The organism is Parabacteroides goldsteinii, assembly GCF_020091425.1.
GTDB lineage: Bacteria > Bacteroidota > Bacteroidia > Bacteroidales > Tannerellaceae > Parabacteroides > Parabacteroides goldsteinii.
In genome coordinates, this window is record NZ_CP081906.1 from 3,507,948 (window position 1) to 3,523,255 (window position 15,308).

The 15,308-nt window shown below is 45.2% G+C and carries 12 protein-coding genes; 2 read left to right on the forward strand and 10 right to left on the reverse strand.

Going from position 1 to position 15,308, the window contains the following annotated elements; translation table 11 throughout:
* Window positions 1-117: 117 nt before the first annotated feature.
* The 5 genes from K6V26_RS15635 to K6V26_RS15655 are packed head-to-tail and all read right to left on the reverse strand — an operon-like array spanning window position 118 to window position 6,549.
* Window positions 118-1,482, reverse strand: a complete 1,365-nt coding sequence (locus K6V26_RS15635; protein WP_224263239.1) for a hypothetical protein — start codon at window positions 1,480-1,482, stop codon at window positions 118-120.
* Complete coding sequence (locus K6V26_RS15640; protein ID WP_224263240.1) at window positions 1,479-2,501, reverse strand: FimB/Mfa2 family fimbrial subunit; 1,023 nt, start codon at window positions 2,499-2,501, stop codon at window positions 1,479-1,481. The genes K6V26_RS15635 and K6V26_RS15640 overlap by 4 nt, the downstream gene beginning before the upstream one ends.
* A 19-nt stretch (window positions 2,502-2,520) precedes the next feature.
* Window positions 2,521-4,488, reverse strand: coding sequence for an Mfa1 family fimbria major subunit (locus tag K6V26_RS15645; protein WP_224263241.1), 1,968 nt, complete (start codon window positions 4,486-4,488; stop codon window positions 2,521-2,523).
* Window positions 4,489-4,511: 23 nt separating this feature from the next.
* Window positions 4,512-5,942 (reverse strand): DUF3868 domain-containing protein, encoded by a 1,431-nt coding sequence (locus K6V26_RS15650; RefSeq protein WP_224263242.1) that lies wholly within the window; start codon window positions 5,940-5,942, stop codon window positions 4,512-4,514.
* 13 nt (window positions 5,943-5,955) lie between these two features.
* A complete protein-coding gene (locus K6V26_RS15655) occupies window positions 5,956-6,549 on the reverse strand; it encodes a DUF3575 domain-containing protein (RefSeq protein ID WP_046145131.1) in 594 nt (197 codons plus the stop codon).
* Between the two features lie 279 nt (window positions 6,550-6,828).
* Between K6V26_RS15655 and K6V26_RS15660 the strand changes: the two genes are divergently transcribed.
* Window positions 6,829-8,490 carry an IS1182 family transposase gene (locus K6V26_RS15660; protein ID WP_224263243.1) on the forward strand — a complete coding sequence of 554 codons (1,662 nt, stop codon included), beginning with the start codon at window positions 6,829-6,831 and terminating at the stop codon, window positions 8,488-8,490.
* 332 nt (window positions 8,491-8,822) lie between these two features.
* A complete protein-coding gene (locus K6V26_RS15665) occupies window positions 8,823-9,590 on the forward strand; it encodes a TrmH family RNA methyltransferase (protein ID WP_224263244.1) in 768 nt (255 codons plus the stop codon).
* Here the strand turns inward: K6V26_RS15665 and K6V26_RS15670 are convergent.
* The 5 genes from K6V26_RS15670 to ileS all read right to left on the reverse strand — a co-directional run bounded on the left by K6V26_RS15670 (window position 9,513) and on the right by ileS (window position 15,218).
* Complete coding sequence (locus K6V26_RS15670; protein ID WP_082150433.1) at window positions 9,513-9,845, reverse strand: hypothetical protein; 333 nt, start codon at window positions 9,843-9,845, stop codon at window positions 9,513-9,515. The genes K6V26_RS15665 and K6V26_RS15670 overlap by 78 nt on opposite strands.
* An 8-nt stretch (window positions 9,846-9,853) precedes the next feature.
* Window positions 9,854-10,663, reverse strand: a complete 810-nt coding sequence (locus tag K6V26_RS15675) for a DUF4296 domain-containing protein (RefSeq protein ID WP_007657511.1) — start codon at window positions 10,661-10,663, stop codon at window positions 9,854-9,856.
* The gene (locus K6V26_RS15680; protein ID WP_007657509.1) at window positions 10,664-11,290 is read right to left on the reverse strand and encodes a lipoprotein signal peptidase; all 627 of its coding nucleotides are present in this window, start codon (window positions 11,288-11,290) and stop codon (window positions 10,664-10,666) included.
* Complete coding sequence (locus K6V26_RS15685) at window positions 11,291-11,671, reverse strand: TraR/DksA family transcriptional regulator (RefSeq protein ID WP_007657507.1); 381 nt, start codon at window positions 11,669-11,671, stop codon at window positions 11,291-11,293.
* A 118-nt stretch (window positions 11,672-11,789) separates the two neighbouring features.
* Window positions 11,790-15,218, reverse strand: a complete 3,429-nt coding sequence (gene ileS, locus K6V26_RS15690) for an isoleucine--tRNA ligase (protein WP_048316473.1) — start codon at window positions 15,216-15,218, stop codon at window positions 11,790-11,792.
* Window positions 15,219-15,308: the final 90 nt, after the last annotated feature.

Here is a 15,308-nt window from a genome sequence, read left to right on the forward strand (position 1 = left end):
AACTGCTTATCGAGTAACCCTTCATTTACTCGACAAGCAGACGTACGTCTGTTCGATGAACAGGAGCCCATCTGTTCGATAAGCAGACGCCCGCCTGTTCAACGAGCAGACGGACTCCTATTTCATGCTGAATATTTCCGCAAAATACAGCCTAACTGGAAAAACAGATACCACCTGACCGTTACTTGTTGCTTTCAACTTAAAGCTAAGGCTCTTTCCATTATCAGCATATCCAACCATACAACCCTTTATCGTCTTACCTGCCAATTCTAACTGTTTATCTATTAACAAATCAGAATTTTCAACATCTATGATTGACCATTGGATATCATTCGGTACAGTCAATTGATTTTCCGGCGATTTCAACATTCCGATTTCAAGAGTAAACGGACCACCACCATACAGCGTACCGTTCAAACCTTCCATCACCTCCGACGTCATCACTGGATAACCACCGATCGGCGGATTTTCTCCTTTCAACTTCAAAGTCAACGTGTAACCACAAACCCACAAGTTCAGACTCCAAATATGATTGCGTTCGACTTCCGTGTTTTTAGTATATCTTATTCCACTATGCATCTTGGCATCATGAAATATCTCCCCCTCACTTATCGTATTAAAATCAAGCCGGAAACCTTTTGCCTGAGCTGTCTCAAAAACATACATCCAGTCGGAGGTATATTCTTCCGGCTTATTCCCCATCGGTTGCAGCGTTTTTGTCTCCGCAGGTAAAAAACTCACATCACCTTTTTCATACCAATCCTTAATAGCCCCACCAAACAAAAGCGTTCTATTATTAAAAGAACCAAATGTAAGACCATCCAACTGCAACTTATGACTTGTGGCATTAGCCACCTTCACCTGCAAACGACTCACTAAACGGGTAAGTTCGATTCTTTTCTTTACCGAAGAAGAAACCTCCCACGTTTCAGCGTAACTCATCGGAAGATAAACTCCATTCCCCGGGTTAAAACCACCTTCAGGCCAGGAGACATCTTCCGGTAGCTTCGGCATCTCGTCACCCTCTTTTGCCTCGATAGCAGCTTTCAGCGTCTCATTCTTCAGCGACTCCCAATTGGCAAATGCATAAATTCGTTTCGTTCCTTTGGGCAGTCGGAACTCTTCGGAACTCCAACTTGTCAGTTCACCCTTCAAAGCCTTCTCATCATTCGTTAAATCGGGCAAAAACTTCTTCTCAATCTTTTGGGTAGAATTATTGACAATCAGCACGACCAGTGAATGAATCTGTTCACCCGGCAAAGCATTCTTGTCTTCTCTTTCTACCTCCTCACCTTCGTCAGCTTTCGTTTGCAACGAGGGCGCAACATCCGCTATGCCCACTTGCAAATCCACCTCCACCATTTCGGGAAGATCCAGGTCGCCGGAGCCACCCTTCTCGCCACTCACACAACCGAAGGCGAGAAAAGCAAGCAGGCAGACAACCGCTGACAGGTTCCTATATGGATTCAATCGACCTTTCATAATGTCATCTCCTCATTTCCAAGTGTCAAGTCTTCCAAACGAACAATCCAGTCATCAACGATCACTTCAAGACAGTGTGCCCGTCCGCCGACGATGTCGACGTATGCGGTGATCACATATTCGTCTTGCCGATCCAAATACTCCTGCCCCGGTAGTTTATGAGATGCTATCTGTGTCAATTTCAGGAGTTCCGTGAGACTGACGTTGATAAACGGCGTCTTCTCACTCGCATAACGGATACGAAGCGTACCGGTAGTGTTGTCGATCAAACGAAGTGTATTCAATTCCGTACAAACAGCCTCATACTTAATCGTTTCGTTACCGGAGGCTTTCACTTCCTCTACCTGTTGCAAATAAGGCAACCAGGTGATTCGTGTAGGAGAGACCGGTTCATTGTGCGCATCAAGATCGCCGTTTGTGGTAGTAACAGCAAAGTCGAATGCATCCGACGTCAGTTTCGTTCCCCGGTTGGCATCGATCAGTATGAAACGTATCTTATTGGTATTCTTTACCAATGGGAACTCGGTATCGGTAGTACCTCCGATAGGTATCGTATATTCCAGTTCCCCTTGAAAAAGACCGGACAATTCGCGATCGACACGATTTTCCACCATTTGTACCGACATACGGAAGTCATCGATAGAAGAACCGGGGGCCGGTTTCGTCCACGTATAATCCTGAGCGTTCAAACCGGCCCAAGCCAACAGGCGGTAATCGCCCGGGGCAAGTTCGCTCAGATCCACTTCGTTCTTTTTTAACTCTTCTCCCTCGATCAGGCGAGATGAAAGAAACTTGCCATCAGCACTATAAATATACAAACGAACATTTTTTGCTGCCTCCTGATTCTCCATTTCATAGGCAAATGCATCGGCATGTTTGATATTATGCCGGTAAACAAAACGGAGTGTATGCCGGCAAAGAGGTAGTTCGTCATGGATATAATCGCATGAAGCCAACCCGGCCAGGCACAACAGTACCAGTACCGGGAAAAAGATATATTTTGTTGTTATTGATTTCATCGTTTTTTTATTTTAACGGTTAGAAATAAAACGTTTCAGGGTCGATTATCAACCAAGGTTTCACAACCACCTCGATCTGGATAAGCGGATCGATATCCGGGTCATCAGGATCATCCGGTCCGGGTGGCGTTGGTGGATTATCCGGATCATCAGGCCCTGGAGGCGTCGGTGGGTTATCCGGATCGTCCGGGCCGGGAGGTGTAGGAGGATTGTCCGGGTCATCCGGACCGGGAGGTGTCGGATCGACAGGTTCCGGATCGAACGGCGGTTCGTATGGGATATCACGTCCCAGGCCATAAATGTCACTAAGACGCAATTTGTAAACATTATTACGCACAATCGCATATTCCATAATCCCTTTTGATGGATCATTGTTGTTAGAATGACGAATCCAGTGAGTATAATAGCAAACTCCGTCAGCATACGTATGTAGTCCGTAACGTGCCAACAATCGGCGAGTATCCTTGCCATTCAGATTAATAATGGATGTACCGTTCGAACCCAACGAGTACCCAAAGGTGACATACATATAATTATTCCAGGACAACTGGTAGGCTTCTGCTTCGGTCAAACGGTCGGTTGCCGTCTTGCCTTTTGCCTTCTGAGTAAGAAAACGACGGTAACCCACCGGATCGTTTTCCTTTAACACCTTCGTCAACTTCTCGACATCGCCCCAAGTCTTACCGGCAAAATCATAGCCGACCACATTCGTGCCGTTACCTGTAAATGCGGCCATAACAGCTTCCGCCGAGTTGTATATAACGCCTTTGTATGCAAAGAACGTGAACGGTGCACCATCCAAGCCCGTCCGTTCGATCGCTTTACCGGAAACCGGATCATAAACAATGCATTTCTTAGGTCCATAAGAAGCTTTAAATACGACTCCCGTATTGATGTAAGGCGATTGTTCCGCCTTAGCCACCGTATTTTCTTTCGTGTAACCCACACGGTACCAGTCTCCCACACGTTCACCCAAACCGGGAGCAAATTTCCAGTTGGATACCGATGTACCGTAGCTCGTAAAATAGTTTTCATAAAGCGAAGCAAGCGGTTGTCCGGAACCGGAAGGCTGTTCCGGATTAAAAACGCGACGATTCACATTGGCCAGCGTCTTCTTGCGACTCCACGGATCCAGCACGTAGTTGGTCTGGTGATCGCCCCATTCAGGTAATTCCAAGCCGAGGTATTTAAGCGTACTTTCCGCACCGTACGAACCGTCCGATGCCGCACCTATCACTCGTTTGAGCATATAGGATCCGGCATCCAGTTTGTTCACGATCAAAGCCCCGGTAATGGAAACCTGGGCCTCGCCGGCTGTCTTGTCCGTCACATCATAATATTTGTGTACCAATTGATAATCGATGCGTGCCGCATGACGTTCCACCTCAACTGTGGCCGAAGCCGGATTATCGATCGTATTCTCACCACAGATATACACTTGTGTGTCCAAATGACCATCCGAAGCCATCACAAAACGAGAATATTTTCCTCCATTCTCCGTCCAGGCACGCTTTTGCAAATAGTCACGCACACCGCCGAGCGTCATTCCCTGAAGCTGCGAACGTATGTTGCCAGTGTTGGTAATGACCAACAAGTCATACCAACCACCCGGAAGCCCCACAAGTACCGGTTCAGTACGATTGTCACCCTCCATGGCGTCACGATCCAGATACATAATTTTATCTATCGGGGTCGAGGCAGGAGAATTCACACCATCTGTCCCTTGATAAAAGAGCAGCATCAAATCGTCGATGCGCGTCTCGTAGTCCTGTCCCGGCTCATAGCCGTCACCATTCTCGCCACCGGTGGGGTTTGAACGGGTTAAGTGTTTGGCTTCCGGACTACTGATAGTCAGACGAAGGTAGTTTTCCACCACCACATCCTCCTCTCCGTCATCACGGTTCAAATGAACTTCGTCAGTACAGCCAACCTGCATAAAACAGGTTGCCATACAGACGTATAAAAGATATTTATAGGCTATGTTCATAATCAATCATTTTTTGACGTTTTTCATTCTTCACGTTTTGCTTTGATCTGTTCGAGGTTTGCCTGGGCTGCTTTTCCTGTCACCGGACTATTCTGCAACGTATTCAAGATCTTTTCCGCACCGTCCAAATCATCGCGAAGCATCAGAATAGATGCACGTGCCAACTGTTTCTCATCTCCTTCGGCTGCTTTCTGAAGGTAACGTTCGGCTTGATCCAACTGGCCTCTTTGAATAGCAGTGTTGGCAGCATTCAGGTTCGATACCGGATCTTCCGGGAACATGCGGACAGCAATTTCGAACACTTCGTTATATTTCTCACTTCCAGCCTCATAACTTTGAGCCACCATAAACATTTCATTCAGACTCAACTGCTTCGGATCAGTATAGATAAGCGACCGGGCTTCTTCGGCTGTGAAATTGCGGATGTTATACTTCACCACATAGTCCGAATGGCGTAACGCAGGATAAACATCCCTGAGCAAAATTTTATAAGAGTTACCACCATTCAAGACTTTCAACTTCTGTTCCTTCTTATCGAGGTCGCGTGGTTCCTGATCACGAATAATAGCCAGCAACTCAGCTTTGTCCGGTAAATTCATTTCTTCCAGACGCTTTTCCAATCCTTCCCAGTCTTCCGGTTCGAAATCTACGCTGAATGTAGCATGCTCGAAACGATAAAGACTTTTCACATAATCGCGTAAGGCCTTGGCACGATTTTCTGCTAAATATGTATTATTGGCGTATGAGCCTTCGGGAGAAGCAAAACCTTTGATCCACACTTCCGTGATGGTAGCATACGGATCGTCTTTCACGGACTCGACCGTCGCACGGATAGCTGCCAGCTCACGCGGATTGTTTCGGTAGTCGGGATAAATCGTTATTTTGTTAACCGGGAAATCCAAAAATGCTTTTCCCTCGATCGAACGCGCCTTGACCGCCTCGGCTTCAGGCGTACGATAGGCGAGCAACGGTCTCAAAACAACCGGCTCTGACAAATTGATCGGAAAGAGTGGAGAACGGTCGTTCTGCAACGCTTCCCAACCACAACCGCAGAGGTCGGTTACGAGAGCCACTTCCGACTTCTTCATCCAAGGCGCCATTGGTGTGCGAGTGGTGTATTCGAAGAATTGTTCCTCACCATTATTACGACGCAGTTCATATTCCCCGTGTGTCGAATAAGTACGCCCTGTGCGGTCGTACAAAATATGACGATCGCGACCATTGAGAATAACCGGTGTCAAAGGGCGGATACTATCCCCCGAAACAACCACCGGTGTGCATACCAGACTACGGTCAGCAGGAACCTTCACTTTACCAAAATCGAACGTCATACCAATAATCAACGCATTGTCCGATTTCTCTACAATCTTATCCTTTACTTTAATCTCCTGTGCCTGCAAAGCAGCTGCCGCCAGCAGACTCGTTACTATAAGTATATGTTTGTTCATTTTCATAAGGCGGCGAAAATTAAAATTGATAAATCAGGTTAATTGCAGCCTGTGTTGGACCGAAATAATGTTTCTTGACGTATTCCTGACGACGACCGCAGTTTGTACAGGGGTATTTCTCCGATTCGAGATAGAGATATCCCACACCGACCGTCGCTTCCAAATTCCAATGCTTGGAAAGCAACCATGAATAACCGTAGCTAACTCCTACTCCTGCTCCCCAACCTTGATGGCGTTCATTCTCGGTACCCAGTATTTTGATGTCCGATACATTATATAATATGTAAGGGACATGCAGACCGATGAAATGTTTGTAGGAAGTTTCACAAAACCAATAACGCAACTCCGGATGGAGTCGCCAATGCTTAAGAGATTTACCATAGCTACCATCCTCTTTCTTTCCGTCGAACGGATTCAGACCGGTTTCTATATCCAATGACCAATGACGTGCCAGACGGAATTCAATTCCGGCATTGAAAGTTGCCATCGCTCCCCAATACGGAATATTCGTTTTCAGACCGACGACTGATCCTTTCTGACCACTCAATCTATCCTGTGCATAAAACGACAATGGAATCACAAACAGGAAGATCATGATAACAAGTTTTCTCATCATACTTTTTGTTTTTAGTTATTTTGTTTTATTCGTTTATTATCCTCTTCACATCGCTATCAATCTATTCATTTCATTCATATCCAAACTACATGCATTAGGGTTACATGTAAATTAAGTAAATAAAATATATATAATTTTTTGCTGTGCATACAGCAAAAAGAGGTTGTGTCAAAACGCTGGCACAACCTTTTTTTATGCACAAAGCCCAGACTTTCACAAGCCCGGGCTTTGTTATTACCCAAAGTTTTTGTATCTTTAGGCATAAAGTTTTTCATTATGGCAAAGTTACATTTTCGTCCTTACATTCCCAACCAAACAGTTCTTTTTCCCGGAAGAATTGATGAAAACATAGCAGCGAACGATCCGGTTCGCATAGTTAATACTGTTGTTGATAATCTCAATCTTGACAATTTCAAGAAGCTTTATAAAGCAACCGGTCGTTGTCCTTATCATCCTAAAATGATGCTTAAGGTGATTATCTACGCCTACATGAACAATATCTATTCGTGCCGCAAAATAGAGAAGCTTCTCCTACGTGACATTCATTATATCTGGCTTTCCGGTAATGAACATCCGGATTTTATAACCATCAACCGTTTCCGTAATCGTGTAAAAGAAGAGATAAATAATGTATTCACGCAGTTGGTTCTTGTCCTTGTCGACAAAGGTTTCATCAGCCTTGACGTAGAGTATATTGACGGTACCAAGATTGAGTCCAGAGCCAACAAATATACTTTTGTCTGGCGCAAGACAGTCGAAAAGAACCGTACAAAGCTGATGGATAAGATCCGCATTCTCCTGGAGCAGGTGGATGAAGCCATAGCCCAAGAGAACTCCGCCAAAGACACACCCGTAGAGTTCACTCCCGCCATGCTCTCAGATATAGTGAATGAACTTAAAGAGGTGCTGGAACACCAGCCTGTAACAAAGGACAAGGAACAAAAGAAAGTCATCCGGGAAAAGAAGAAACAGGTCCGGGAACTTGAGGAGTACCGTGACAAGTTGATGGAATACGACAACCATCTTGACACTCTTGGAGAACGCAACTCCTATTCCAAGACCGATCCTGATGCCACCTTCATGCGCATGAAAGAGGACGCCATGAGAAACGGACAGACCAAGCCCGGATATAATCTGCAAATAGGTACCCAGAACCAATTCCTCATAGACTTCCGACTGTTTCCCAACCCAACCGATACACTGACCCTCATACCTTTCTTCCACTCCTTTGAGCAACGCTATAACCGCTTACCGACTGTCGGTGTGGCAGACTCCGGTTACGGCTCGGAAGAAAATTACCGGTTCATGCAAGATAATGGGATAGGAGCCTTTGTTAAGTACAACTACTTCCATAAAGAACAGCGTCCCCGTTATACCCCCAATCCATTCCATGCGGAGAGTCTCTATTACAATGCGGAAGAGGATTATTACGTTTGTCCTATGGGGCAGCACATGAACCGTATAGGAACCAGGCGTGACAAAACAGCTAGCGGATACATCACCGAAAGTGCCCGGTATAAAGCACAAAGATGTGAAGGGTGTCCTTTACGTGGCAGTTGCTTTAAAGCCCGGGGGAACCGTATTATAGAAGTCAACCACCGGTTAAACCAATACAAACGGCAGGCACGGGAAAGGTTACTCTCGAAAGAAGGCATCAGGCATAGGGGAAGGCGATGTATAGAACCGGAAGCAGTTTTTGGACAAATGAAACACAACATGGCATACAAAAGGTTCCGGCATGTGGGAGAAGACAAGGTTACAATGGACTTTGCCTTCTTTGCTATAGCTTTTAATATCAAAAAGATGTGTACAAAACTACTAAAAGCAGGAAAGAGAAGGAGTACACACACTATATTTATCTTTATCAGACCACGTGTGGCTCAACATACGACGAATATTAAGCCTTATTACCTAATTACTGAAAAAATAGTCGCATAGACAAAAAAAGAGGAACGACTATTTTTAAGATAAAAAAGGAGATGTGCCTTAGTTTTGACACATTTACTACTGGATTTATCCATCAATACTAATTTTTCGAAAACTTCGCCTTAAAATTATAAATTATAAAAAGCAATTATTCCAAATACCATCAATTTCAAGACATATGGTATTATAATAGGGAAATTTGTTCCTTCATTAGTTCACAAAGGCAATAGACACAATCCTCATAAAAGAAGAATTATAATGTATTTACCTTATATCCACTTTTCAATGAAATGTAACTGAAATTAAATAAATTCCTGTACTTTTGCTTTGTAAAAAAAGTAAAGATGCTGAGTAAGTCTAAAATAAAACAGATCCGTTCACTGGAATTAAAGAAGTTTCGCAACGAGTTAAATGCATTTGTTGCCGAAGGAAATAAGTTGGTGGCAGACATGTTACATGCATTCGAATGCGACCTGCTGATAGCCAAACCGTCATGGATGGCAACACAAGGCGACATTCCCGCCAAGGAGTTGCTGGAAGCTGATGATGACGATATACGGAAAGCCAGTTTCCTGAAAAACCCGCAGGATGTACTGGCCGTCTTCAAACGTCCGACCTGGTCATTGGATGATGCCGACCCCAAAAAACAGTTAATCCTTGCCCTCGACGGGATACAAGACCCAGGCAATCTCGGTACGATCATACGGCTGGCCGACTGGTTCGGCATCGAACATATTATTTGTAGCCAGGACACCGCCGACGTATTCAGTCCCAAAACGGTACAAGCCACTATGGGGGCTCTCGTTCATGTAAAAGTACATTATACGGATTTGCACGACTACCTGAAAAAACAGGCAGAACAACAAATCCCGTTATACGGAACGTTTCTTGACGGAGAAAATATGTACGCGAAAGAATTATCGGAAACAGGAATCATCATCATGGGAAATGAAGGAAACGGTATCCGCCCCGAGATAGAAACGCTTGTCAATGAAAAATTATACATACCTAACTATCCACAGGACAGGGAAACATCAGAGTCGCTGAACGTAGCAATCGCCACTGCTGTAGTCTGCGCCGAGTTCAGGCGTCGTCGGGGAAATGCGGGGTAAATGACAGACTTGTACCAGAGAGTCTATGGTTACTGAATCCGTAACAGCCAGCCATTCCGCTAAAGAAGAAACTCCAACCGGAGGAAAAGTAATATCTGACGGTACCGGCAATAAAGTACCGTCATAAAATTCTGTATTCGCAATCTCCTGTACCAGAGGATACACACCGGTCAAACGTCCCTTCGCATCCAACTCAAGATAATGCATACGGTACCATTTACGCCAATATATATAATGCGAAGCAATTCTGCGCATATTTTGATCTAATTCTTTATAGAGTCCTTACGTGCAACTTGTATGGAGTCCTTTTCCGGTAACCGACCGTAGTTATACCGCATCAGGCTCAAACTATCCACATAAATTTTGAAATAAGAGGTGGAATCATCCTTTCCGTTCAGGCGGATAAAACCATACACGCTCTTTACCTGTTTGGTAGGCAAAGTCCTTAACGTAGTTTCATGATAACCGTCGCGAAGAATTTTGTCGTTTACGGTAATAATCGTATCTCCCTGATTGGCACTCAGACGGATCTCCGGACGATTCTTCATCGCATCGTTCAATCCCCAGACACGCATTCCCAATACAAACGTACTGCCGGACGGATAGTTGGTTTCCGGTTTAATATCGACCGCTATCCCGTTAAACAGGGCATTCGGTTCTAAGGTAAGATAAGTAAGACGCGGCCAGATATCTACCGAATCCTGTTTAGATACAGGGGCGGCATTTGCCTGCACATCTCCCAGCGCCTTTTGCCGTTCATTCAGTTCGGCCAGTACTAAGTCGTAGACCTGCATGTACACATCCAGGTTACGCCCATACCAAACCAGCGAACTGTCATAAACAGCCTGTTCTATTTTATGCTTGCGGAATACAGACTGGTAAAGCGCTTCTTTCTCAGCATCGTCGCTATACTTTTTATAATCCGTGCTGATCATAGCTTCAGCCAGTTGCATATCAATCAGGACAGCCTTCATTTCCTTTTCCGACAAAATGCCATCAGGCACCTTACTACAGGAAACCAACAAAGCTGCCGTCAACAATGCGACACCATATCTGCGCAATTTATTCCGCATTTATTTATTACTTTCTTTTTCTTTAGAGAGACTGGCCGACAAGGTATGCCGGTAAAATATCAATAATAAGAAAACACCTACGCAGATTGCTGAATCCGCCAGGTTGAAGATAGGACGGAAAAAGACGAACTCCTCCCCTCCCCAAATAGGAAGCCAGTCAGGCAATACCGTCTGAATCAACGGGAAATAAAACATATCCACTACTTTCCCGTGCAGCCATCCCGCATACCCTCCGCCCGCAGGCATAAAAGACGCGATCTGACCGAAACTATGATCAAATACCACTCCATAAAATACGGAATCGATAATATTACCGATTGCTCCTGCAAATATCAACGAGACACAAGCAATAAAACCGAAGTTATATTTGTCCTTTACAAGCTTATACAGGTAATAACCGATAAAGCCGACCGCCACAATACGGAATATCGACAAAAACAACTTACCTATTACTTCTATACCGAAAGCCATTCCCGGATTCTCGGTAAAATAGAGATAAAACCACGGGGTAATCTCTATACTCTCATGCAACTGCATGTGTGTCTTGATCCAAATTTTGAGAGCCTGGTCAAGAATAAGGAGCAGCATTATAATCAACACTGCTCCCCAACCTTTAGAAAATTTCATTTATCTCTTACCTCCTTGTTTTGCTTCGATACTCAAAGTAGCATGAGGAACGGCACGCAGTCTTTCTTTCGGGATCAGTTTACCCGTTTCACGACAAATGCCATACGTTTTATTTTCTATACGGATCAAAGCAGCCTGTAAGTTCTGTATGAACTTCATCTGGCGTTGTGCCAAACGTCCGGCCTCTTCCTTCGACAAAGTTGCGGCACCTTCTTCCAACACCTTAAATGTTGGTGATGTATCAGCCACATCGTTCCCATCAGAATTGGTTACACCCGATCTCAACAACTCGTAATCCTTCTTGGCTACCTCCAACTTCTCTAAAATAATGGCGCGGAACTCCTCGAGTTCAGCATCCGAATATCTTGTCTTTTCTGCCATGGTTCATTTAATTTTAGGTTCCACAATTCATAATATATATCAGGCGACCAAGTCGCAGTCCAAATATACGATAATATTTATATGCGGCAAGGGACGCCTTTCTTTTTTATAGAAAAAATCACTCTTTTTCGATTCGTACCGACAGATTGAAATCTTCGAAATCAAGGACGGTCGCATCGCTTATGGCATGTTCTGTTATTTCAACAGATACAGCCAGCACTTGGTTCGCAATGTACTCATTAAATTCCTTAATTGCGTCATCCATTTCATCGGTCGAAAGAATAGTCACATTGATTTTATCCGTTATATCATAACCGTTGCTCTTACGCAAGTTCTGGATACGGTTCACCAATTCGCGTGCCAAACCTTCCTTACGCAGGCTTTCAGTGACTGTAATATCAAGAGCTACAGTCAGACGGCCTTCATTGGCAACCAACCAGCCCGGGATATCTTCCGAGATAATTTCAACATCCGTACGTTCGATAGTTGCATCCTGTCCTTCCACATTCAACGTGAATGTTCCGGCAGCTTCGAAAGCAAGGATATCCTCCTGGCTCATGCTTTGGATAGCGGCAGCCAGGCTCTTCATGATCTTACCGTAACGCGGGCCTAACTTCTTAAAGTCCGGCTTGATACGTTTTACCAGGATTCCGGCAGCGTTATCGACAAACTTCAGTTCCTTCACATTCACTTCGTTCAGGATCAGGTTCTTCACTGCTTCGATACTTTCCTGCTGATGGGCATCCATAACCGGCACCATAATGGTCTGGAGCGGCTGACGAACTTTGATATTCACTTTACGACGCAAAGCCAGCACCATGGACGAAACATCCTGCGCCATCTTCATACGTTCTTCCAGATCCTTATCGATCAATGCTTCATCATATTTCGGGAAATCGGATAAGTGGACAGACTCAACCGTCTCACGTCCGGTTACGGCAATCAGGTCGCAGAACAACTGATCGGCATAGAACGGAGCAATCGGAGCCATCAACTTGGCTATCGTTTCCAGACAAGTATATAAAGTCTGGTAAGCCGACAACTTATCGGTTGTCATACCACCACCCCAGAAACGGCGGCGGTTCAGACGTACATACCAGTTACTCAGGTTATCGTTTACAAATTCAGAGATAGCACGTCCCGCACGGGTCGGTTCGTAGGTATCATAGAAACCGTCCACATCTTTCACCAATGTATTCAGCAAAGAAAGAATCCAGCGGTCGATCTCCGGGCGTTCGTTCAGAGGAACATCCGGTTCCGAATAATCGAAGCCGTCCACATTTGCATAGAGTGAGAAGAATGAATAGGTATTATATAATGTACCGAAGAACTTACGGCGCACTTCATCCATTCCGTCGATATCGAACTTGATGTTATCCCACGGAGATGCATTCGTAATCATATACCAACGCAACGGGTCGGAACCATATTGTTCGATCGTAGAGAACGGATCGACCGCATTTCCCAATCGTTTGGACATCTTATTTCCATTTTTGTCCAGTACCAGACCGTTGGAAACAACCGCTTTGTAAGCCACGCTGTCGAATACCATCGTAGCCAGCGCATGCAGGGTAAAGAACCAACCGCGTGTCTGATCGACACCTTCCGCGATAAAGTCGGCCGGATAAACCGTACGGTTATCCAGTATTTCCTTATTCTCGAACGGATAATGGATCTGAGCATACGGCATCGCACCCGAATCGAACCAAACGTCGATCAGGTCTGTCTCACGTTTCATCGGCTTACCGCTTTCAGAAACCAGGATCACCTCATCCACATACGGACGGTGCAAGTCGATCTTTTCGTAATTATCCTTATTGTATTCACCCGGATTGAATCCTTTATCCTTATAAGGATTGCTTTCCATGAATCCGGCTTTAACAGCCTTTTCTATTTCGTTGTACAGTTCTTCAACCGAACCGATACATTTTTCTTCCGTTCCGTCTTCCGTACGCCAGATTGGTAACGGGGTACCCCAATAACGGCTACGGCTCAGGTTCCAGTCCTGAAGGTTTTCCAACCATTTACCGAAACGTCCCGTACCGGTGCTCTGCGGCTTCCAGTTGATCGTATTATTCAGTTCGATCATACGGTCGCGGCAAGCAGTAGTGCGGATAAACCAGCTATCCAGCGGATAGTATAATACCGGTTTGTCGGTACGCCAGCAGTGCGGGTAATTGTGTACATGCTTTTCGATGCGGAACACGCGGTTCTGCACTTTCAGCATCATACATATTTCGATATCCAATGTTTCGTCTTTATCGGTTTTCTCCGGATCGTACGCATTCTTTACGAACTTACCCTGGAACGGATCATAGTCGGCTGCATTCATACGGGTCTGTACGAATTCCGGATCCAGATCTTCCAGCAGATAGAACTTACCGGTCATATCCACCATCGGACGTCTGTTGCCATCCTTGTCGATCATCATCAACGGAGGAACGCCAGCTGCCTTAGCCACACGGTCGTCATCCGCACCGAAAGTCGGAGCGATATGTACGATACCCGTACCGTCTTCGGTTGTTACATAATCACCCGTAATTACACGGAAAGCACCTTCGCCCGGATTTACCCAGGGAATCAGCTGTTCATAATGCATGCCAGCCAATTCCGGTCCTTTCCATTCGCCAACCACCTTAAACGGAATCAGCTTATCTCCTATCTTATAATCAGACAGTTCCAGACCGGCAGCTTTCGGATTGAAATGTGCATCCATCAAATCCTTTGCCAACACGACAGTCATCGGCATACCGGTATACGGATTGTACGTCTGAACAGCCACGTAAGTGATATTCGGACCTACGCAAAGAGCCGTATTTGAAGGCAATGTCCACGGAGTAGTCGTCCATGCCAGGAAGAATGCATCACCGAACTGTGCCATTTCGGGCTTCGGATCGAGGATATGGAATTGAGCCGTACAGGTCGTATCCTTCACATCGCGATAGCAACCCGGCTGGTTCAACTCATGCGAGCTAAGACCTGTTCCGGCTGCCGGCGAATACGGTTGGATCGTATATCCTTTGTACAGCAAACCTTTCTTATATAATTCTTTCAGCAGATACCACAGCGTTTCGATGTAACGGTTATCGTAGGTGATATACGGATTTTCCATATCCACCCAGTAGCCCATCTTATCGGTGAGGTCTTCCCATTCTTTGGTAAACTTCATCACATCGCGGCGGCAAGCTGCGTTATAGTCAGCGACAGAAATCTTCTTGCCGATATCTTCCTTGGTTATACCCATGGATTTCTCCACGCCCAACTCAACCGGCAGGCCGTGCGTATCCCATCCCGCCTTACGGTTGACCAGGAATCCTTTCATGGTCTTGTAACGGCAGAAAATGTCCTTAATCGAACGGGCAATAACGTGGTGAATACCCGGCATACCATTTGCAGAAGGCGGTCCTTCGTAAAATACAAATGAGGGGTATCCTTCGCGGATTTCAAGACTCTTGTGGAAGATGTCTCCATCCTGCCACTTCTTCAGCACCTCTTTATTGACATTCGATAAGTCAAACTTAGAATATTCGGCAAATTTCTTACTCATTTCGCGTTATATTTATCTTTCTTCTAAAAATGCCGCAAAGTTAGTGATTTAATTCTAATTAGGCAATAAAGAAATTCGTAGAACCTGATT